Consider the following 19591-nt stretch of genomic DNA (forward strand, 5'->3'; position numbering starts at 1 on the left):
TCCCCCTATCTCCCAGACGGTACACGCCGTCACGTCAGTGCAAGGCCGACACCAGGGCTTTGGTGATACACAATGTTCAACAACCTATTCGGCGGTGACGACACCCCGGATACCGAGTCAGCAGACGCCGATCGCGATGAGCAGGACGACGATATCCCCAACGAGCTTCGAGCGCCAACCGGCGATCCGTATCAGATAACGCCGACCGGAAACGACCGAGTCGGCGGTGCCGAGGTGCTTACGCACACCGAAGAACACGGTGTCGTCGCCGGGCCAAAAGTTCGACGACTGCTCGAAGGCTCACGGACGCGCCCCGAAGGCCCACTCTGGACGGGTTACAATGACAGCACTCAGGAGGGATTCCGCGAAGTACCAATCGAATTCGGTTCGCTCTTTCAGCACAATTGGGTGTGTGGAACGACGGGTGCCGGAAAGACGACCGAGCTGCTGAACTGGATGGTACAACTAGCGTACGCTGGCCACGGTTTCGTCTACTTCGACCCCAAGGCACATGACTCGAAAGAACTCCTCCAGCTGCTCCCAGAGGATCGGCTTGATGACGTGATTTGGATCGAACCGGGCGACGAAGACTTTGAGCGGGACATCGGCATCAACTTCCTCGAAATCCCCCAGACGGATAGCCAGGTTGAGCAGGAACGAGAAATCGAGGACCGTCTGGAGAACTTAAAAGCGATTCTCGATAACGACGACTATTGGGGACCGAGAATGCGGGCGATTACCGAAAGCATGGGTCGGGCGATGATGAAATCGGACAAAGACTATTCGGTGATCGATTTCTACTTCGTCCTCCTGAACCAGGAGCGTCGCGAACAGTTCGCCGAGGAGGTCAAGGACCCCTACATCAAGGAATTTGTGAACGAAATCGCGGAAATGGACGACGATGCTGTTCGCCCTCTTCTCTCGCGAGTGAAAAACTGGGTCGAGAACGGTGTGATTCGCCGGATTATTGCCCAGCGTGAGAGTTCGATTGACTTCCAGGAGATCATCGACGAGAACAAAATCGTGATTGTTCGTACGCCGGTATCGAACCAGGACGTTAAGCAGATGATCACCCTTGGCGTAATGCGCCCGATTTGGAGCGCCGTCCAGAATCGGTCGTTCGAAGATGGAGAGAACGAGCCGTTCTTTGCGATTTTCGACGAGTTCGACGCCATTGCGAGCCAGAATCTCGATGTGAAGAATATGCTTGCTCGGGCGCGGTCGATGCGCCTGTCCGTGACCATTGCCTGCCAGTACCCCGAGCAACTCAAAGAAGCAGGCGTACTGAGCGCCGTCAAAGCGAACTGCAACAACCCAGTGATCTTCCGGCTGCCGAACGACGAAGACGCTCGTCCCGTCGCGAAGCTGTTCAAAGGGTACACGGAGGAGGATTTGATGGAGACCGAGAACTACCAGGTGTGGACGCGAATTCCGATCAAGGGCGGGATGCAGTACTCGGACCCGCTCAAAATTCACACGTTTGCTCCGTATCCACCACTTCGCTCGGAAGCGGACGCCGAGGACGTGATTCGACGCAGTCTGGAGCAGTATGGCAGTCCGCCGATTACCGACGCCGAAATTCAGCGCGAACTGCCGTATGGCGAATTGAACGAAGGAACGACTGCTGACGATCCGGCAGACCTCCCGGTTGGAACAGATGAGCACTTACGGAATCAGACGTTGAAAGCCGTCTACGACGAGAGCATTCGGCAAGGTGATCCGGGCGGTTGGGTGCAAATAGCGGCGTGTGTTGAGCGACTGAATCGGTATCTGCCCGGTGACGACGTAACTGATGCCGGGAAAGCGTGGCGGAAAGTCCTCCAGCGAGTGCCGGATACGCACTTGGACCATCGCGAAGTCGAGGACGAGATGGAAGTGAAGCCGCTTGATACCGGGTTCCTGAATCTCGGTGACTCGGAGAACGACGGCAACGCCGAGCACTGGGCACCGATGGCCGACGCTTACATCCCAATGACGCAACTCGGGTTCATCTTCGAGATTCCCGAGCAGACGGGCGACGCTATGCCCGACGGTCTCGCTCGCCTCGATGACGTACTAGCGATTGCGCCGGACGACGATCCTGAAACGATAGCCGACACAGTGAACAGCTATCGAGAGAATCACGCGCTCTTGAATCGGCTGGCGGGGACGAGTGACGCCTACATCGAAAGCGAGCATACAACCGGGAGTACCCAACCATCACAGACAGTACGAAATCTCGCTCAAGCCCACAACGCTGGGCATCAGTGCCTGTTCTTCGCCCGTGAAGATGTAGCCGAAGACGTGTATGATACGGTTGCCAACGATCCGTTCTGTTGTCGGAGCAATCACCCCGACGACACCGAACGGCGGTTCTACACCGGCACGCAGACGCTTACCATTGAAGGCGAAACGATAACGCGGCCCGGCGGCCGAGAGAATGTCTGGGTGTACGACGAGCAGACCGGCGAGTACATCCTGCGCGATGGCGACGACACAGTTCATGCCCACTTCGAGACGGCCGCCGACATCTTCACCGACGCAAGTGCCTATCCCGACGGTGGCAAGCGGAACGTCAAGCCGCCGGTGATTCCAGAGTATGAGATGGACGGCGACCTAAGCGAGGTCGAGTGGAACGTGATCGTGGTTCCGCTGGAGACGGAGACGCCGATGGATCTCCGGCTGTACAAGGGCGACACACAGACGCCGCTGACCGATCTAGTGGACGACGATGGAAACTCGTCCGGGAACACGGCTGACTCCAGTGACGCTCGTGACAAAGACGAACGGAACCACTCAGCGGACACTGTGGAGACGAGCGACAAGAAAACAGAGACTGGTGACGAGGAGTATCTTGAGAACGACCTATCCGGAATCTTTGAGTGAAGTTCTAAGGATATCATCCAACCCATTCCCACTCAGTAGACCGCAAAATTCTACCAACAATAGTTTTGTTTGGATTTCGATAAACGACGAAATTGGCTTGTGGGTGGATAAAGACTGAAGGGCGAGCTGATATCGTTCCTCTACACCATGTCGGCTTTGGTGAGTAGGTAGCCTTCGGCGTTCTCCTTGTAGGATTGCGTATCGAATTCGTGGTCGGTGACGGGGTAGATGAGTACCTGGCGAGCGAACGAAGGACCGTCACGGTCGCGAGCCATCTGTGCAACGGCTGCCGCCATGTCCCCTCCAGCACTGTCACCGCTGATAGCGATATTATCCGTGTCAACCTACATCATCTCCGCCGTATCGAATATCCATTCGGCAGCGGCATAACAGTCTTCGAGCGGAATCGGGAATTTGTATTCGGGTGCAAGCCGATAGTCGACAGACACGACCATGCAGTTAGCTACGTTCGTTATCGCTCTACAGGTCGCATCATACATGGCAGTATCTCCAATCACCCAGCCACCGCCATGAAGATACACTAACGTCGGGTATGGGCCCTCTTGCGCTGGGACATAAACGCGAATTGGGATTCCCTCGTCAGTGATAGACAACTCGAAAACCTCCTTCACTGGTTCGGGATCATCAGCTGTCGGGAACATCTGCTTGCTAAACCGCCGAGCCCCTCCGGTGACAACGACGAGAGGTTCGGCATTGGTGCGGCCCCCATCTGTTGGAGAAGGTCGGTTATTTCTGTATGCGGTTTCTCCGTCGCGACCACGTTGTGCAATTCGTTGGTCATCTGTGGAGTAATTGTTTGTCAGGCGTCATTCGCTAATCCCAGTCGTGCTCGCGAAGATACATCTCAAGCTGGGTAAGATCGATATTATGGTCACGCTCCAGTGCCTCGATATCGACCCCGTATCCGTAGTCGTTGATCCACTCGAACATCATTGCCAACACCTCCCCCATCTCCTTACGGGCGACCTCGATTGGGACGTGCTGGGGTTCGATATCGATTCCCGTGACGGTGGTGAAAACCTCGGCTGCACTTTCAAGCGTGTGTTCGTCACCGGCAACTTCAATGGTCTCACCAACGTACACGTCGGGGGTCGCCAACGCGGTGGCAGCGAACGCGCCGATGTCTCCGACATCGACCATCTGCATCGAGGCACCTTCGGCGAGGGGGGACGCAAGGGTTCCGTTCAGGATCATTTCGCGTTGGCGCTCGTAGTTCTGCATGATCGTGACGGGTCGAAGGATCGTAGCGGGAAGTCCGAGATCGTGGATTCGTTGTTCGATGTCGTACTTCGACTCGAAATTAGGAATCCCTGTGTCACGCTCGGCTCCGGTGACAGAGCTAAACACGAACTGCTCGATGCCATTTTCGGAGGCAACCTCAGCCATGTTCGTTCCTTGTTCGATCTCAGCCTCAATCCCTGCCTCAGTAGGTATCGTGCCGCTCTCAGCCTCAATCGTGACGCAGTATACCGCGTCAACGGCTTCAACCGCTGGCGTGAGGCTAGGTTTATTCAGGAGGTTTCCCTCAACGAGCGTCGCACCCCGGTCGGCAAGCGCCTGCGCACGGTCGCTCTCGGGACTGCGCGTTAACGCATGAACATCGAAGTCGCCGTACTCGCCAGATAGGAGGTGGTCAGCAACCGCCCCACCCTGGCGGCCAGTAGCTCCGACGACTAAGACGCTGAATTGACTCATAGCGAATCCTCCGTATCCCTCTTCAACTGTCTGATTCTGGCGGCACGTTCGTCGTGGTGCATTTGTCTCACCATGAGATGTACTACGGGGGGATGCTGCTTGGTGATGAGCGTAAACATGTTCAACGTCATGCGGATAAGGCTGGGAGTCGAAATCAGCGGTATATGCCAAGTGCACAGATCAAATTCGAATTCTCTGACGGACCAGGCGCACTCTCGACCAAGCGCCCGGACGATGAGTTCCGGATTCTAGCAGCCCTCCCGACAACAGATGGCATCCAAGTCGTCCTTGAAATCCAGACGTCTGACACCGAAGCCCTCATTCGACATCTTGACGAAGCGTCGTGGTTGCCGTCCTATGACGTGCTACACGCCGATGAGCAGACGATGCTCATTCAGTACTCCCACGAGTTCCTCCCCGCGCTACATCGTGCACTCCTCTCCTCGGGGCCTCTCTTGCAGTATCCCCTGACTCTTCGAAACGGGTGGATGAGTAGTGACTTGACTACCTCGCACGAGCAGCTGTCCCAACTCAAAGACGTGTTTGAGGACGAGGGATTTCCTTATGAAATCGGCTCGGTCACACAGTCAACCGACCCAACCGACCTGCTAACGGATCGCCAGCGGCGGTTCATTACCGCAGCAGTCGAGCATGGGTACTACGATAGCCCGCGCGAGTGCACGCTCACCGAGCTCGCGGCTGCGTTGAATGTCAGTAAAGGAGGAGCAAGTGGTATTCTGCACCGCGCTGAAGGCCGCATTATCAAGAACTTCCTCGGCGAGCCAGCTGTCTAAACTGGGCCGTCGCGACGGAGAATATTGAGATAGAGGCGGAATCCTTCGAATTGGGACTCCGCGATATGCTGTGCAGTCGTCACCTAATCTAAGCGATTATCTCTGACCTAGTTGCCTACTGAAAATATGGATTCTTTTGCTAATCCCTATTAGCCTGAGAGCCATTCCTGTGCGGTCTCTTCTTTGACGCCGCCTGCTTTCACGGCAATCTGGACCATCGCCCTCTTCATCGTCTCGACATCGTCTCGTAACTCCGAGACTTCGGCGCGAAGCGCTTCGAAATCCTCGGGTTCCACGAGTGGATCATCGGGTAATTCCAAGCCATCGTCACAGAATTCGTGCCCACGTGCTGTGAGGGCCCAGACGATGGCGCGTGATCCACGGCCCGCATATTCACGGTCAATTTCTTCGACCAGTTCCCACCGTTGGAGCTTCCGCATATGATGGCTCATGCTGCCGCTGGGGATGCCTGCTTGCTCTCGGAGGTCAGAGGTGTTCACGCCAGATGTGTCAGTTCCATAAAGAACCGTGAGGATGTTCTGGCGGGCGTCGCCGAGGTGGTCACGCATCTCATCGAAGGTGGGGAGCGAGTCAGTGGATGTTTCAATTTGGCTATCTTCGTTCATGAAGCCATATTAAGGTTGAAAGGCCTTAATACTAATCCACTACATAGCTATGCGACCCACTCCCGACAACCCACTCATGGGGGAACAATACGGTGGCGAATAGAAAATTGGCGTGGGTTGCGAGAAATATCAGATATAAGAAATAGCGCCACGCATAAGAATGCTGCCGGTACCAAGACAGAGCAGCACCCAATAAAGCGCCAGAGACTGCACCCCAATATGTCACAAAATAGACTCAGACTCCGACAATGCAAGTGGACACCCCAGAGGGCGACACAGACCCAAGCAGAACCGACGAGAAGCGGCGGACAGACCACACCGACACATGGCATGGGACAGTCCACTAAACAGTTCTACCACGGGAAAGCAGAGCTACAGCAATGGGACAGTCCACCCGAGGTCACGCAAGATACCTAGTGAGTGAGACAATAAGACAGTCAGACCATGGCGAATCCAGCGAGGACCAAACTAACGATCAGGGGACAGTCCGCCAGTGCGACCAGCGGGCCCGCAAAGAAGAACGAACTGCCGGCAGGACCAATGAGATAGCACTGGCGGCAAGCCGCCATGAGTAGCACTGAACAGTGTACCCCACAGCGAGGAGGCCGCAACAGCACAGCAACAACTAACGACAGCAGAAGTGGAATGATGACCAACATAAGCGAGTATGGCCGTGATATCCTTGAGCCAGTGGTCGACAAGAAGAGTGGACAGTCTGCACGCCCAGGACATGACGAAAAACCCGCTAAGCGACGATGTGGGGCGCCAGTCTCCGTACTGGAATGGGGTGCCGCCGAGCGACACGCAGTCAACCGGTCTTGGTGCACTGGCTGGGGTGCCAGCAGCACGTACTCACGGAATGCCCGTGTGACGGCAAAGGTGGGGTGCCATATGGGCGCCAAAGAAATACAGCAGCGAGAAAACGAGAGTTAGCGTTGGTAGTAGAATTCAACGACTTTGAAGACAGCCCAGACAGTGATGAAGATAGAGCTGATGAAGAGCACATTCATCCAGAGGAGCGGCAGTGGCTGGGTAACCCCTAAGAGGTCAAGCCCAACGCTGATGAGCTTTCCAAGGGCCGAATAGATGAGTGGCCCAATGAAGATTAGCGCGAGAAGAGACGCACCAATGACTTCGAGGATATTTCGAGTGTAGGGTTTCTTGAGTGACTGCACAACTGAACTCATGACTGACAGTACAACTGCAACCATAATATAGATTTCTAAAATATTCACCCTGTATCTAAACGTGGATGTACAGGATATTCCACCACTAGTTAACCACGATTAGCCGACGTTAGATTCCAGTTCACGGCTCTATTAAGTGCCAAAACAGCGCTATACTAGAATATCTACAGGAGAGCAACCGTCTTCCACAGAACGCACGAGGGGCGGCAGTAAAGCACTGCTAGACTGTCCACAAGAAGTCAAGGGGAACCGCCCCTGCGACGGTACAGAGCAACACTCTGGACTGTCCAAGACTGAGCAGTACACCACAAGTGAGAGTGCTAGAGCCGATGGGACTGTCCTCTAAGTACCAGCAGGAGTGAGTCATCTCCCGCGACGGTGGGACTGTCGAGCGAGCTCTACGTACATCGGAACTCTGGTGTGTCACCAGCGGGACTGTCAGGAGCTGGGACTGATTGTTGGTCCAGTGAAAAGCAAAGGAAATCCAGTGTGTCACCAAGAGGACGGTTAGAAGAACTCCAACAAACTGTCTGTCTGGTGGAAAAGCAAAGGAAATCCGGTGTGTACCAGCTGGGTGGGCACCCCGTCTGGTTGCTGCCGGCCGACTGTCCACCATTCGGCAGTCACCATGCACAGCTATGAGTACAACCTTCGGTCAATCGCCTCGGTTCCCGAGGTGATGCCGGAACACTCGGTCGGCTACGATGTCGAGAGATCGGCATAAGGCGGTAGCGACTTGACGTACACGGGGGAAGGAGGAGAACTGGCGGCGTAAGACTCTTAGGCCCATATATCCGAATATATTGTATGGTCAAAACCATCCGAGTCTCGGAAGAGTATCACGAGTGGCTGACCGCGCACAAGAGGAACGATGAGACGATGGAGGAGACGCTGCGCCGGATGACGCGTGGCCCTCACCCCAGCGACGTCGCCGGCCTCCTGTCGAAAGAGGACGCGGAGGACGCCAAGGAGGCAGTTGACCGCCTCCGCGGACGTGACCGCGACCGTCTCGACGCCGCCCGCAACGCCTTCGAGAGCGGTGACACGGGCGAATGATCATCGATTCGTCGTACCTGTTCGACCTGATGGCGGAGGACCCTGATGCCTTCTCGAAGGGGACGGAACTCGTAGAGCGCGGGGAGATGCAGTGGTTGCCCACTCCGGTCGTCGCCGAAACCTACTACGGTGTTGCTATGGCTCGGAGCGATACGATCGAGCAGGAGGTACGAAACCGCCTTCTGGGCTATCCTCGGATTGAGGTTGATGAAGAGATCGCTCGTGTGGCGGGTGAACTACTCGCCGCTGCAGACGACCGCGAGGGCGGAAACGCTGGTGTCGGGCCGAACGACGCGTACATCGCCGCGATGGCCGAGGTCCTCGACGATGCAGTTCTCACGGACAACGTCGATGACTTCGAAGCGCTGGGCGTTCCAGTTGAGGCCTACTGAGTTCGTATCGGACTGCCCTGGATACCCCGGAATCCGGTGTGTCACCAGCGGACTGTCAAGAGCTGGGGCTGACTGTCCACTGGTCACCAGTGGCGGTCATTCGCTCGCCATCACCAGTCGTCATATTCGAGAATCGCCGCGCCTACCGTTGCTGCAACGATACACCCCCAATTCTCAGCCGGGGAACAAAGAACAGCATCCATCGGATACAGTTCCGCCCGGCCTCCTGTTGTGCGATAGTCCGCGGCCTCATCTTTCACGGTCTATTGTGCCAACCATTATTACAGTGTACTCACATTGAGAACTATGGCCGATGAATTCACCGAACGCCAACTCCAGTATATTGGAGCACTCCTCATGCTCCTTCTCGTAATCGAATTCTACCGGCTTTTAGGCTTCTGGGGTGTCGTCGGTGGCACACTCGCTATCTTCTTCCTCAGAGGTCTCTATTTCGGTTCCCTCAACACCATCTACTCGGCAGCTTTCGGCCGACGGAACTGATCCACCAGACCATCGTCGGCCATCTCACTGTTCGTCATACCACTCCTGTTGCAGGCGACTAGAAATACGCCAGTAGTAGGACTGTTCCGGCATCGTTCACCACCCCGAAGGTACACTCCTTATCGATACATTTCGGCCTTTTTCGTAGTATACCAGTTGCTAACGTATAGTACAAGTCCGAGCACCAGACCTGCGATACCCATCATCGGCAGTATTTCATCAATACTGGCGAATCAAGAGAGGATAGCCGCTCCTGCGATTGCAACAATAGCAATCACAGCGTTTAGTAGCAGCCCGGAAGACTTGCTCATAGTGTTTCTTAGACCAGATAACTAATCAATCTTTGTAGGTAGCGAGAGATGTTCGAAGTAGCAATGATCTTGTCGGGGTCGTGATTACAGTCATATCCAATGACTAACGAAATTTCCTATGGATATCGTATCGAGTTATTCATCCGTCTATTAGCGATTCCACCGGCGGTAAAGAGTCGATCAGTTGGAATCCCCTTGTCTCACTGCCGGTTGTTGCACTTAGCGGGTGTAGACACACCTGCTCCTTACCTTCCCACTCCGCTGAAAGTTCATTGATCAATTCGAGTACAAATACATCCTGTGCTTCGCTCGGAACACGGAGAGTGTTATAATCATTCCCGACTAGTTTGTCAATCAATACCAATGAGCACAACTGATTCCGCCATACAACTCGACCCGGATGTATTTGATGTAAGCGAACAAGGCAAATCAGCTTCCACATTAGAGCTGTTCTTCGATTTAGTGTTTGTCTTCGCGTTCACACAAGTTACGAGCTTTCTTGTTGAACATCAAACGTGGGTTGGTCTTGCGCAGGGTGCAGCGATACTCGCGGTAGTCTGGAGGGCTTGGGTGGCCTACTCGTGGCTGACGGGGGCTGCGTCCGCAGAGAAAGATGTGGTAGAACGATTGATACTCCTTGGCGGCATGACGTTTATGGCCGCTGTTGCTTTGTCAATTCCTGATGCGTTTGGCGATACAGCATTGATCTTCGGTGTAACATACTTTATCGCTCGACTGTTTCATGTCATTCTATATTACCTTGTTGCACCGTCCGAAACACGCGCTGCACTCCATCGGCTTACACCTGGATGGGTAGGAGGACCAGCGTTGCTCGTTGTCGCTGGGTTTGTAGACGGCTTGCTTGCGAGTATACTCTGGATTGCAGCAATAATTTTTGAGTATGGAATAGTATTCGGCCGGAGTATAGAAGGATTCCAGATTGATATCGGCCATTTTATCGAACGTCACCAACTTATCGTGATTGTTGCGCTGGGTGAGTCTATTATAGCGATCGGCATCGCCGTTGGGACGGAAGAATTACTCAGTAGTCTAGTGGTTGGTCTCGCCACTTTCCTTGGATTTGCCCTCATCGTCGCGTTGTGGTGGCTCTATTTCGACTACACTGTCCTTGTCGCAGGGCAGCAACTCGCCAGAATGAGCGGGTATGAGCAGGTTTTACTGGCACATATTTCATTCAGCGGTCTTCATTTATTGATAGTCGGCAGTATCATCTTCATCGCCTTCGGAATCGAGCAGACTCTCGCCCACGTCAACGAACCACTCGGTCCCATTGCTGCCATCGGACTGTGCGGTGGGAGTACGCTCTATCTGCTGGGTCATACTGCATGGCAGTACAACGAATACCATACTGTAAATGGTGCCCGGCTCACCGTGGCGGTCGCCATCGTTGGACTAATTTTCGTCGCAGGTAGGTTCACTGCCTTTGTCATTCTCACTGCTCTCACGGGTTTCTTCGTCGGGCTAGCCGCATACGAAACGGTTTATTCCGAAGACCGGAAGTCAATTCGCCGACGCTATTTTTCTCAAAATGATTGATTTTGCCTGTCTTCTCGATTTCTATTATTGGATCAGTTTTGGATTGAATGCTGGGCCGATTACCGTAGATGCGCCCCTTCAGGTACAATACTGGAAAAAAGATCGATTCAGAAATCCAGATACTATCTACTGCCGCTTATACTCTCAACCGGCAGTCAAACGGCCCAAACCGAGCAAATTCGAGAGATAGATCTCGCCGCCGTCGTACGTTCTACGTCGGTTATAGAATCAATCACGTATTTAGAAACAGGCCGAACTCTTACATTTCAGACGGTACAAACGTATTGAATAGGGCCGTCTCACGGAGCATAGAAGATCCTTCGCTAGAAAGCACTGTAAACAATCGTCAGTCAAAGCGAAAGTGAATTCCAAAAGTTAGTATGATATACTAACCCACGCTCGTATCTGTGCCGTTCGGAAATGGGCAAGTAAGAGATCGTCACTATCAGGCGATTCCAAGTAGTCGAACGAGAAACAAGACACTATGAATTAATATGAAGATACTGCGACTGCATACACATGAGTTCAAAATGGTCGGAAGACACGCTCTACACCGAATTTTTAAGATATTCACACTCCTATGTGAGCTATGGCGGAGGACGACCCACCTCCCGACGAGAGGGAAACAGACTCCGGTCGAACCATCGAGGAGAGTGCCGCCGAGCGCGATCTCGACGTTGATGTCTCGGAGTCTATCCTCGAGTTGCAACCCGTCTTCGAGGCGATTGCACATCCACGACGACGCTATCTCGTCTACACCCTCGCCGAAGAGACCCAATGGTCGCTCGATGACCTTGCGACCAAACTCGCTGCATGGGAGACCGATACGGCAGAGGCGAACATCGCGACGCTCACGCGCCAGGAGATGTACACGTCGCTCTATCACTCCCATGTTCCGAAACTCGTGGATTTGGACGTGATAGAGTTCGATGATAGGACCGAGACGATCACCCCTGGACAACATGCGGTCCAGGTGTTAGCGGCATTAGAGGGCGCGGGTGGTAGTCTCGATAATCAGCAAGAAACGCATGCTCGCAGCGAATTCGACCGGGAAGACACTCAGTAACCCATGACTGCCGAAAGAGGTATTACATTCTCGGGAATGGCCCACCAATAGGACGCTTTCACACGGAGGACGACAGATGACCTCAAGTAATGACCACACCGATGATGGTACTAGACTTGCACAAGATGGAAATGAAACCGACGATCCCGACTTGACCTTTGTAACACAGGCTCACTATGACCGCGAGAGCCATCGCGATCTCACCACCGAAATCATCTTCGCGATCGCGGATGCCGAAGATGTTGCTCCAACCGAGCTCAAGGATCCCCCGTTATACGAGTGTGTAGATATCGCCGCGATCAAAGACGGATTTTTCGGGCCGAAAGTTGCAGGTCATTCACGGGATAGCAAGGGGAGTGTTTCCTTCCGATATAATCAGTATCACGTTGAGGTTGCTAGTGACGGCTGGATTACTGTCTCCGCGCCTTCTGCGGGCGGGGACTGACTCCACTCAGCGGTATCGTTTGTGGCCGTGAGGAACGGAGTCACACGTGGAGTGTAGGACGTTCTTCAAATAATGGTCTATGTCCAGCCAGAACTTTATATGACTAGCGTGTAGGCCTCTAACGGAGAAGCAAGAACATACTGTGTATCCGTTTCCAGGGCGCGGAGACGAACCTTTCAGAAGCAGTCTGGCTGTTTCACATGCCGTGTGTGGGGTGCATTCAATAATTAGTCCTTCTCGCACCCACCATGACAAATCATACACCCCCGTCTGATGACGTGGATGATCATGCAGACGATGCGGCCTACCAGACAGAATTTGATCCAACAACGGACAGCGTCTGTGAAGAGCTAATCACAGCGGTTGCGACACTCAACGATGTAGATCCAACTGAGCTAGCGCTGCTCTCGGATTTCGTTGATCCGGAGGCACTTGATGCCCTCTTCGGCCCACGGGCTACAGGGAACCCGCGTGAGGCGAATGGACATATCCTGTTCAATTACGATGCCTATCACGTCAAAGTCGACAGCAACGGACAGATTACACTCCATCAGCCTGAGTTCGGGTCTGGGAATGATCACTTACGCTAGGGGAGGACCCTGAATAGAATTGGAGCGTATCCTCCTCGTCCGTGGTGAAGTGGATTTCAGTTGGCGTAACAAGAAGTCGCCGTCCCAGGAAGGTAAGTAAAAATACGTTCTGAACAAGCTGCAAGGGAGATCGACGACGACGAAGGAGTTACCAATGAGGACTTTTGATTTGATGACCAGTTTCACAATAATGCTGAATAGCGAGCCGATTTATCGTATCAGGTGGAGCGTCTTTTGTGCTGATTCTCCACTGACACTCGACGCAGGAGAGAACCTTCTCTTCCATTATAGACCTAGATCCAACGAGGAAGGGGTTTATTACTGAGGTTTCGTTCTCAAGCGGTTTATTTCAGACTACACGCTCGAATACGAGAAAGAGCAGCACTGGGGCAACCTCTCAGGTCGGAATTTGCCGGCAGGAGCCCAAGTCGTATCTTCCCGAGTCGGCAGGCGTGGGGGGAGGTCAATGTCGTCTGAATGGAAACATGCTTATTGAAGATGGCCGCTAGCACGTGATATGGCAAATATTGTCTACGAAGGGCCAGACGAAATCCAGGAACAGACCGTAGACGCAGACAACGTCTCTGATTCTGGAAAAGTTGAAGGAATTAGGGTCAAGCTCAAAGACGAAGCCTATCTGCACATTCCGTATGCGCGCCTCTATTGGATCTAGATGAGTGAAAACGAAGGAAAGATAGATTATTCAAAATCATAACAATTCCACGAGATGAGGATACGAACTTAGAATCCCATTCGCCGGAAGACTGACAGCAATTCACATGCTCTGTCTATTCAGATTTATATGGCGTCCCCAGAATACCTGCGTGCCCGGTGTGGCGATCCACTTACAGACGATGCTCCACACGCGTGGGTAACCATTCAAGATGCCAATCTTGAGTATGAATTAATCGATGATGGGTATATTATTTGTGAAAATTGCTTTGCAGCCTATCGCAACTTCATCAATCAACCGACGCAGCCTGACAAATAGGAATACCTAGAATATTTACCTAGTTAAAACAAACCAATAGCAGAAATCGACCAATAGTGATTCTTGTGTTTTATTCGGTATCTAATTTCGGTCTCAACGTAAAGCAACCTACAGTCACTATCGCTCCATGGTCAACCCCCCGAACTCAGGATACTGTCATATATGGATAAGCTCGTGGCAGACGGACGAACTGAACTCCCAGCCGTGTTGTTCGTACGCCGCTCATGTGAGCGCAATCGTGATCTCGGCTGTTGCTAGATTATACTTCGTGACGCCTGCTTGTCGTTGTGCTCGATGTGAGATCTCCCAGTCGATCGTTTCGACCAGCAGGTCAGGGAAATGCTCGGTGGCGACGTTCATTGCGTGCTGTTGTGCTCGGTCGAGGAGGGCCGTCGGTGTCTCGGGAGTATCGTCGATCGCAACGTTCGCGCTGTTCGGCTCCGACTGGCTTGTTGCGACTGCTGGCAAAACGGTTGCCGCCGTGGGTGGGATCAAGCTCATTGTGCTCGCGGGAATCGGGATCGACGTACAAGACTACACGAGCGCGTGTTTAGAATGGACATAGACAACAATGTCCATCTGCTTGAATGACCTCTCTCCTTGAGTGGGTTTACAATCTTAGCTCTCTTCTCCAATTTCGAACTGTTCGTGTTCGCTAGCTGTGTTCAGAACCACGCTAGTATTGCTTTCATTAATGTCTGCATCACTAAGGAGCGTTTTGATCTGTTGATTCATCTCATCGGTATCTGTATATTTGCCGATCGCAATGATGTCATGGTCACCGGTGACTTCATACACGCTGATCATCCGCGGTTGGTCTTGCAGACGAGCAGTGACGTCCGGAAGTGCCGTTCCTTCCACTTTCAGTTGAATAACAGCGGTAACATCGTAGCCTAATGAATCATAATCAAGCGTCGGGGTGTAGCTAGTAATGACACCTGTGTCCTGTAAGTCTTCGAGGTGGTTTGAGACCGTTGTTACCGAGACATCCAATTCTTCGGCAATGCCACGGAGACTCGCTCGACCGTCATTCAGTAAGACATTGATTAATTCTGAATCTAAATTTTCGTAGGTCATTAGGTGTGTGAACTCCTTCTAGACGCTTACTTCTTGACTAATGTCTAAATACTGCCGGTTGAAAATCAACTCGGTGAGAAAGGGCAGAGTTTAGTTCGGCGGTTCCTTCCGCCCTGTCCTCACGCACTCCCAGTACGGGAAGCCACCGAAGTCGTCGCAGTCGCAGTCTTCAGGTTTGACATCGTCGTCGTCCTCGGTGGGGGAGACGTCGAGCGTTCCGTCGTCAGTCGCGTTCTCGACAGCAGCCATGTGCTTGCAGAAGGCGTTGCGGTGAACGTGATGTGGACAGGTACAGGCCATCAGGTCTTCGGTCACGTCGTCGATGGAGACCACGTACTGGTGTTCAGCGGAGTTCTCGTGGCTCTCGTTGGTGACGTCGATGAGTCCGGGGCATCGACGTCGTAGGAGAATTGTTCGACCTGTGCGCGTTTCTGTGCCGTCTCATCATTCTTTAGGATCGGTGGCTTGCTGCTATTCTTGTTCTTAAATTGTGTCGAATGAAGTGACTTGCAGGCAAGGTATGGCGCGAACGTGATGAGGCCGGTCGCTATTCACTTTGGTCGAAGGGGAGTTGCGAGACACGTTCCTACCTCGATGCCCCAGACCTCGCCGAATGGATTCGCCTGAAAGAGTCCGGTGTGAGTAAGAAGTACAGCCAGGAACTTGCTCGGCGGACGATGGACGCGATGCACGAACTCTCGAATGGCCGCCTCGGGAAAATCAAGCGCCAACGATCGAAAGACGGCTTGAGTTACCAGGAGACGCGTCTCGTGCTCAAGTCGGACGTCGAGCTACCCGGAGAAGTCACGAGCAACGATACAGATGACAGTCCAACCACAGACCCGGTTGCCGGAGAGTAACGTGGTCGGGACCAAATCACGCCCGAGAGGGACACGATTCTAACACGAACACCCTAGCAAACGCGGAATTGGACGCCCCGAAGTGACACAGTTCAGGACTGACGTTGTACGGTTACTTGTGAGTACGGCAGTTGTATCGGCGGCTATCGGTTAGATGCCAGCGGGAGGGGAAGAGGTGGTACCGGCCACCGTATTTGTGGTCGGAGCGACTAGTCGACTCACTGGTGGCAAAGTTGACTGCCCACGTCCGTGTCCCAGACGCTGCGGAACCGTGAAAAAGTTCGCTCTGTTACTCAGGCTGATAGGGATTAGTCGCGGTATCGAGTCGGTAAACGTCCTGAGCAGTGTCAAAGTCGTCATCGAAGGCATAGAGATAGCCGAGTCCTTCGGTCTGCATGTAGGCGACGATGCAGGCGTCAACGAACGAGAACCGCTCGTACTGGCGGAAGAGTGCTTTCGCGGTGGCGAAGGCGTCGGTGGTCAAAAACTCGATGTGAATGCGCGCATTCTCCTCCAGTCGGTCGAGGAAATCCGTCGCAGCGTCATGACCGGCGTGCGTGATCAGCCCGTTGAGCGTCTCCGCAAGCACGTAATCAAGGATAACTGCCTCCGGAAGTGATGCTGTGTCCACACCCTGTACGATTGGGAGGGCAGCGTTGTGTGCACTGTCTCGACGGTAGGCAGCAGCGAAGAGGACGGTCGTGTCGATAAGTGCGCGTGGCATTCAGTTGACGTCGACGCCCCACGCGTCGTGTTCAGTCGTTACGTCAGTCTCGTCGTCACCGTCGTAGCCACCGAAGTCACTAAACGTACCACTTCGGCGCTGGACGACGCGAATACGAACCGTACCGTCATCTTGGAGCTGCCAGCGAAGTTTATCACCATCATCGATATCGAGTTCACGACGGATTCGTGCGGGAATATTCGCTTGATTTCCCGAGACTTTGCTCTCGGAATCCACGCTCTCACTGCTCATACAGACCATGAGGGGAGCGCTCGGTATAAATGTAGTGTGTGCTCACACTACCATCGATCTCACCGACGCAGAGGAGAAGAACGCGCGTATGCGAGCGTCAGTCTCGCGGCTGATCAATCCCGTGCGAGATTACGAGACCGAAGAAAGTGTTGACGACGACTCGCCGAACCTTGCCGCGGAAGCAGCAAATGCAGGCCGCCAACTCTTCGAGACAGTCCAACGCTCGGAACAGAATACCGAACTTGTCAACTTCCGCGAGAAGCGCGCAGAGAGCCAGCAAGTGAACCACCCCGGGGTCAAGCCCCGAGACATTCGGCCTGCTCCGCCTGTAGAGTGAGCAACTGAGTGATGTCGCGCTACAGATACACGTCGGGGAGGTCGCCACCGTGGTCATTCGGACGGTCTAACAATGGGGTGATGGCGTCGAATCGGGAACCTTTCTTCACTATGTTTTCGTTACGATCCCAGGTGACGAATCCGCGTTCCATTAGGAGAGAGAGAGATCGGTGTGGCAGAGTAGGAGACGGAGTCGAGCCACTTCTTCGTCGGCCGAGGGTAGGCCATCGTCAAGCATGCACAACCCCTAGTCATCCAATCGTGTAAACGAGGGTCATTTTCACGGAGACAAGACGTGTTAGGAACTGGGTAAACCTGAGGAACAACCAATAGATTCTCAGGCTATTGCACCCACGAGATGATTTGATGTGTGAACAGAGCAGTCGCCAAGCAGCGCATCGTACGGCGTAAGTAACTGTCTCAACAGTGTAGCGCTAGAGATTACGATTTGCGTCCTCCTCGTCAGAGGTGTTCGGAAGGACCTGCTTGAGGATTCCCTTGGTTCCCCGGCGGAGCCGCTCAGAAAGCGCTTGATGTGTCACGCCGAGTTCGTCGGCCAACTCAGCTTGGTCGGCCTTCCGGGGGACATCGTAATAGCCCTGCTTGACGGCCAGCATAAGGGCTTCTTGTTGGTCATCGGTAAGATCGAACCGAACCCGCTGGGTGCTATCGACGTCATAGATGCGCGAAACATCGAGGGAGTACCCGTGTTCGCGCGCGTACTTGCCGGTTGCCGAAATCTTGTTTCGCTTGGGAAACAGCACACGAAGATACCACTGGTTGTCGTGCGCCGTTGCGCGCTGCACGGTCGCTTCCTGTTCAAGTAACATATAGCTGATTATCTGGGTCTTGTCGACCCATTCCATGCGGTAGAGACGCTCCTCGTCGAGTTCAGTGAGAAGTTCGACCTTCCCAATACTAGGGTCGTCTTCAAGTGTCGCTGTCAGCGTCTCAAAATCACCATTTGATGCCCAAACGAACGGCATTACATAATCTGTATCGTGCGCCACCACCCGATCGATTGTGAACGCCATCTCCGGTAGGCGCTCCAACGTCTCGGACAGCGCGAACTCCTCCGCCGGAATACTAAACTCCGCGATCGTGCTCATATTTCGGAGTAGGTTTCTAAAGAGCTATGGATGTTGTGGGCAGAAAATGTGGAGCACGTATTGCGACCATTCATACCCTATTATGTTGATAGATACGCGCCCCATTCTTGCAGCGGCTCAACGAACTACCCAACACCTGTCAAAAGTGACGCGCGAGATACTGAGGTTGTATTCAGCATGGTTTCATGAACACATTTTGGATTGACTGTTGCAACAGAGTCGTCGAAACCGTTATCCAATACTTCGCATCTGTTGCCTTCCGCGATCGAATGGAGTTGGAATCACAATGATTGAGAGAATCCTTCACAACCTATTTATGAATACTCCAACTCCGTATGTTATTGCTCCCCCAACAACCGCTACCATCGCTGCAGAGGGGATTCCTCCAACGAGAAATCCGATAAGTCCTTCAGCATCCACAGGACAGTACAAGTTGGTAGGTATTTTTATACCTGCGGCAGCAGGTTGTATAGAACAAGTCGACAGAAAGTGAGGATATGACACTGAAAATATGAGTACCATATTGACCAGCCATCCACGATTTATAGACGAATGAATGACTCCCAGAAAAACACTAACCACCAGGAGAGTATGTACTTGCAAATCTTCCGAAAACGGAGGTACTGACAAGAGTATGTCTGTCGCCATAAGTAAAAACAACACTCCTGCAGCTCCGAAGTGAAGCGCCGAAACTCGATAATTTCGACCGACGGCACCATTTGTATTGCTTATCGACACATTCCGACGATTCCACGGAAGATGGCATATCCTTTCTGCCCAAGTCGCTCTGTCGCAAACTTGCAGTATTTGAAGATTGTATACCGAACGGAGAGCGTGAATGGCTCAAGTTAACACTCCATCATTCAGTGATAAATTCGCGCCGTGTATCATTTAGCGGTTCACCACGTTGGCAAGACTCTATCACAAACGGCGTGCTGATCCAGTCGCTCAACCCACGACCGCAGTTCCTCACGAACTGCTTTCGGAGCGTCCAGTATTCTCGATGACGACCGATCCGATCACACTAGAAAAGCGACCGTCTGACGAGGAGCATGGTCGTGTATCTCACAATTTCGAAGGATTTTATTTTTCACCAAATCCGTTGTTCCCAATGTTCCACTTTGAGCGTGGTTTTG

Annotated in this window: 21 protein-coding genes and 2 pseudogenes; 13 read left to right on the forward strand and 10 right to left on the reverse strand. The window is 53.1% G+C overall.

Annotated features, from left to right (window positions below; all coding sequences use genetic code 11):
* The first annotated feature begins 72 nt into the window (after nucleotides 1-72).
* Nucleotides 73-2865, forward strand: coding sequence for a type IV secretory system conjugative DNA transfer family protein (locus tag LIX00_RS16590; RefSeq protein ID WP_227356091.1), 2793 nt, complete (start codon nucleotides 73-75; stop codon nucleotides 2863-2865).
* Nucleotides 2866-3005: 140 nt separating this feature from the next.
* On the opposite strand, the pseudogene LIX00_RS16595 reads toward LIX00_RS16590, so the two are convergent.
* Nucleotides 3006-3527 (reverse strand): annotated as a pseudogene (locus LIX00_RS16595) (alpha/beta hydrolase).
* Nucleotides 3528-3699: 172 nt separating this feature from the next.
* Nucleotides 3700-4581, reverse strand: a complete 882-nt coding sequence (locus LIX00_RS16600) for an NmrA/HSCARG family protein (RefSeq protein ID WP_227356092.1) — start codon at nucleotides 4579-4581, stop codon at nucleotides 3700-3702.
* A 164-nt stretch (nucleotides 4582-4745) separates the two neighbouring features.
* Here LIX00_RS16600 and LIX00_RS16605 point away from each other — a divergent pair, with 164 nt between their 5' ends.
* On the forward strand, nucleotides 4746-5375 hold the full coding sequence (locus tag LIX00_RS16605; protein WP_227356093.1) for a helix-turn-helix domain-containing protein: 630 nt from the start codon (nucleotides 4746-4748) through the stop codon (nucleotides 5373-5375).
* Nucleotides 5376-5524: 149 nt separating this feature from the next.
* On the opposite strand, the gene LIX00_RS16610 is transcribed toward LIX00_RS16605, so the two are convergent.
* Together LIX00_RS16610 and LIX00_RS16615 are read right to left on the reverse strand one after the other, a co-directional pair.
* Nucleotides 5525-6001: a helix-turn-helix domain-containing protein gene (locus LIX00_RS16610; RefSeq protein WP_227356094.1), complete on the reverse strand. Its 477-nt coding sequence runs from the start codon at nucleotides 5999-6001 to the stop codon at nucleotides 5525-5527.
* A 929-nt stretch (nucleotides 6002-6930) separates the two neighbouring features.
* A complete protein-coding gene (locus LIX00_RS16615) occupies nucleotides 6931-7188 on the reverse strand; it encodes a hypothetical protein (protein ID WP_227356095.1) in 258 nt (85 codons plus the stop codon).
* An 807-nt stretch (nucleotides 7189-7995) separates the two neighbouring features.
* On the opposite strand from LIX00_RS16615, the gene LIX00_RS16620 reads away from it, so the two are divergent.
* The 8 genes from LIX00_RS16620 (at nucleotide 7996) to LIX00_RS16655 (ending at nucleotide 13779) form a co-directional block, all read left to right on the forward strand.
* A complete protein-coding gene (locus tag LIX00_RS16620) occupies nucleotides 7996-8244 on the forward strand; it encodes a hypothetical protein (protein ID WP_227356096.1) in 249 nt (82 codons plus the stop codon).
* Nucleotides 8241-8636 (forward strand): PIN domain-containing protein, encoded by a 396-nt coding sequence (locus LIX00_RS16625; RefSeq protein ID WP_227356097.1) that lies wholly within the window; start codon nucleotides 8241-8243, stop codon nucleotides 8634-8636. Before LIX00_RS16620 ends, LIX00_RS16625 begins: the two co-directional genes overlap by 4 nt.
* Nucleotides 8637-8942: 306 nt before the next feature.
* On the forward strand, nucleotides 8943-9137 hold the full coding sequence (locus LIX00_RS16630) for a hypothetical protein (protein WP_227356098.1): 195 nt from the start codon (nucleotides 8943-8945) through the stop codon (nucleotides 9135-9137).
* Nucleotides 9138-9811: 674 nt separating this feature from the next.
* Nucleotides 9812-11005 carry a low temperature requirement protein A gene (locus LIX00_RS16635; protein WP_227356099.1) on the forward strand — a complete coding sequence of 398 codons (1194 nt, stop codon included), beginning with the start codon at nucleotides 9812-9814 and terminating at the stop codon, nucleotides 11003-11005.
* 589 nt (nucleotides 11006-11594) lie between these two features.
* Nucleotides 11595-12071 (forward strand): DUF7344 domain-containing protein, encoded by a 477-nt coding sequence (locus LIX00_RS16640; protein ID WP_227356100.1) that lies wholly within the window; start codon nucleotides 11595-11597, stop codon nucleotides 12069-12071.
* Between the two features lie 76 nt (nucleotides 12072-12147).
* On the forward strand, nucleotides 12148-12516 hold the full coding sequence (locus LIX00_RS16645; RefSeq protein WP_227356101.1) for a HalOD1 output domain-containing protein: 369 nt from the start codon (nucleotides 12148-12150) through the stop codon (nucleotides 12514-12516).
* Nucleotides 12517-12764: 248 nt separating this feature from the next.
* Nucleotides 12765-13106 (forward strand): DdfA family disk-determining factor, encoded by a 342-nt coding sequence (gene ddfA / locus LIX00_RS16650; protein WP_227356102.1) that lies wholly within the window; start codon nucleotides 12765-12767, stop codon nucleotides 13104-13106.
* A 517-nt stretch (nucleotides 13107-13623) separates the two neighbouring features.
* Nucleotides 13624-13779 carry a hypothetical protein gene (locus LIX00_RS16655; protein WP_227356103.1) on the forward strand — a complete coding sequence of 52 codons (156 nt, stop codon included), beginning with the start codon at nucleotides 13624-13626 and terminating at the stop codon, nucleotides 13777-13779.
* Nucleotides 13780-14319: 540 nt separating this feature from the next.
* On the opposite strand, the gene LIX00_RS16660 is transcribed toward LIX00_RS16655, so the two are convergent.
* From LIX00_RS16660 to LIX00_RS16670, 3 genes are all read right to left on the reverse strand, one after another.
* Nucleotides 14320-14598, reverse strand: coding sequence for a hypothetical protein (locus LIX00_RS16660; protein WP_227356104.1), 279 nt, complete (start codon nucleotides 14596-14598; stop codon nucleotides 14320-14322).
* Nucleotides 14599-14715: 117 nt separating this feature from the next.
* On the reverse strand, nucleotides 14716-15174 hold the full coding sequence (gene lrp, locus LIX00_RS16665; RefSeq protein WP_227356105.1) for an HTH-type transcriptional regulator Lrp: 459 nt from the start codon (nucleotides 15172-15174) through the stop codon (nucleotides 14716-14718).
* Nucleotides 15175-15264: 90 nt separating this feature from the next.
* Nucleotides 15265-15507, reverse strand: coding sequence for an SWIM zinc finger family protein (locus LIX00_RS16670; RefSeq protein ID WP_227356106.1), 243 nt, complete (start codon nucleotides 15505-15507; stop codon nucleotides 15265-15267).
* Nucleotides 15508-15692: 185 nt separating this feature from the next.
* On the opposite strand from LIX00_RS16670, the pseudogene LIX00_RS26535 reads away from it, so the two are divergent.
* Nucleotides 15693-16034: pseudogene (locus tag LIX00_RS26535) on the forward strand (DUF8008 family protein); the annotation flags it as partial.
* Nucleotides 16035-16323: 289 nt separating this feature from the next.
* Here the strand turns inward: LIX00_RS26535 and LIX00_RS16680 are convergent.
* Together LIX00_RS16680 and LIX00_RS16685 are read right to left on the reverse strand one after the other, a co-directional pair.
* On the reverse strand, nucleotides 16324-16758 hold the full coding sequence (locus LIX00_RS16680; RefSeq protein ID WP_227356108.1) for a type II toxin-antitoxin system VapC family toxin: 435 nt from the start codon (nucleotides 16756-16758) through the stop codon (nucleotides 16324-16326).
* Nucleotides 16759-17010 carry an AbrB/MazE/SpoVT family DNA-binding domain-containing protein gene (locus LIX00_RS16685; RefSeq protein WP_227356109.1) on the reverse strand — a complete coding sequence of 84 codons (252 nt, stop codon included), beginning with the start codon at nucleotides 17008-17010 and terminating at the stop codon, nucleotides 16759-16761.
* 7 nt (nucleotides 17011-17017) lie between these two features.
* On the opposite strand from LIX00_RS16685, the gene LIX00_RS16690 reads away from it, so the two are divergent.
* Nucleotides 17018-17347 carry a hypothetical protein gene (locus LIX00_RS16690; RefSeq protein ID WP_227356110.1) on the forward strand — a complete coding sequence of 110 codons (330 nt, stop codon included), beginning with the start codon at nucleotides 17018-17020 and terminating at the stop codon, nucleotides 17345-17347.
* Nucleotides 17348-17780: 433 nt separating this feature from the next.
* On the opposite strand, the gene LIX00_RS16695 is transcribed toward LIX00_RS16690, so the two are convergent.
* A complete protein-coding gene (locus tag LIX00_RS16695; protein ID WP_227356111.1) occupies nucleotides 17781-18455 on the reverse strand; it encodes a bacterio-opsin activator domain-containing protein in 675 nt (224 codons plus the stop codon).
* A 286-nt stretch (nucleotides 18456-18741) separates the two neighbouring features.
* Between LIX00_RS16695 and LIX00_RS16700 the strand changes: the two genes are divergently transcribed.
* Nucleotides 18742-18948, forward strand: coding sequence for a hypothetical protein (locus LIX00_RS16700; RefSeq protein WP_227356112.1), 207 nt, complete (start codon nucleotides 18742-18744; stop codon nucleotides 18946-18948).
* Nucleotides 18949-19591: the final 643 nt, after the last annotated feature.

This window comes from Haladaptatus salinisoli (assembly GCF_020614375.1).
Classification (GTDB): Archaea; Halobacteriota; Halobacteria; order Halobacteriales; family Haladaptataceae; genus Haladaptatus; species Haladaptatus salinisoli.

Excerpts from the sequence above, each read along its gene's own strand:
- LIX00_RS16590 (WP_227356091.1), top strand. The coding sequence starts at position 73 with ATGTTCAACAACCTATTCGGCGGTGACGACACCCCGGATACCGAGTCA.
- LIX00_RS16600 (WP_227356092.1), bottom strand. The coding sequence starts at position 4,581 with ATGAGTCAATTCAGCGTCTTAGTCGTCGGAGCTACTGGCCGCCAGGGT.
- LIX00_RS16605 (WP_227356093.1), top strand. The coding sequence starts at position 4,746 with ATGCCAAGTGCACAGATCAAATTCGAATTCTCTGACGGACCAGGCGCA.
- LIX00_RS16610 (WP_227356094.1), bottom strand. The coding sequence starts at position 6,001 with ATGAACGAAGATAGCCAAATTGAAACATCCACTGACTCGCTCCCCACC.
- LIX00_RS16615 (WP_227356095.1), bottom strand. The coding sequence starts at position 7,188 with ATGAGTTCAGTTGTGCAGTCACTCAAGAAACCCTACACTCGAAATATC.
- LIX00_RS16620 (WP_227356096.1), top strand. The coding sequence starts at position 7,996 with ATGGTCAAAACCATCCGAGTCTCGGAAGAGTATCACGAGTGGCTGACC.
- LIX00_RS16625 (WP_227356097.1), top strand. The coding sequence starts at position 8,241 with ATGATCATCGATTCGTCGTACCTGTTCGACCTGATGGCGGAGGACCCT.
- LIX00_RS16630 (WP_227356098.1), top strand. The coding sequence starts at position 8,943 with ATGGCCGATGAATTCACCGAACGCCAACTCCAGTATATTGGAGCACTC.
- LIX00_RS16635 (WP_227356099.1), top strand. The coding sequence starts at position 9,812 with ATGAGCACAACTGATTCCGCCATACAACTCGACCCGGATGTATTTGAT.
- LIX00_RS16640 (WP_227356100.1), top strand. The coding sequence starts at position 11,595 with ATGGCGGAGGACGACCCACCTCCCGACGAGAGGGAAACAGACTCCGGT.
- LIX00_RS16645 (WP_227356101.1), top strand. The coding sequence starts at position 12,148 with ATGACCTCAAGTAATGACCACACCGATGATGGTACTAGACTTGCACAA.
- ddfA (WP_227356102.1), top strand. The coding sequence starts at position 12,765 with ATGACAAATCATACACCCCCGTCTGATGACGTGGATGATCATGCAGAC.
- LIX00_RS16655 (WP_227356103.1), top strand. The coding sequence starts at position 13,624 with ATGGCAAATATTGTCTACGAAGGGCCAGACGAAATCCAGGAACAGACC.
- LIX00_RS16660 (WP_227356104.1), bottom strand. The coding sequence starts at position 14,598 with ATGAGCTTGATCCCACCCACGGCGGCAACCGTTTTGCCAGCAGTCGCA.
- lrp (WP_227356105.1), bottom strand. The coding sequence starts at position 15,174 with ATGACCTACGAAAATTTAGATTCAGAATTAATCAATGTCTTACTGAAT.
- LIX00_RS16680 (WP_227356108.1), bottom strand. The coding sequence starts at position 16,758 with ATGCCACGCGCACTTATCGACACGACCGTCCTCTTCGCTGCTGCCTAC.
- LIX00_RS16685 (WP_227356109.1), bottom strand. The coding sequence starts at position 17,010 with ATGAGCAGTGAGAGCGTGGATTCCGAGAGCAAAGTCTCGGGAAATCAA.
- LIX00_RS16690 (WP_227356110.1), top strand. The coding sequence starts at position 17,018 with ATGAGGGGAGCGCTCGGTATAAATGTAGTGTGTGCTCACACTACCATC.
- LIX00_RS16695 (WP_227356111.1), bottom strand. The coding sequence starts at position 18,455 with ATGAGCACGATCGCGGAGTTTAGTATTCCGGCGGAGGAGTTCGCGCTG.
- LIX00_RS16700 (WP_227356112.1), top strand. The coding sequence starts at position 18,742 with ATGATTGAGAGAATCCTTCACAACCTATTTATGAATACTCCAACTCCG.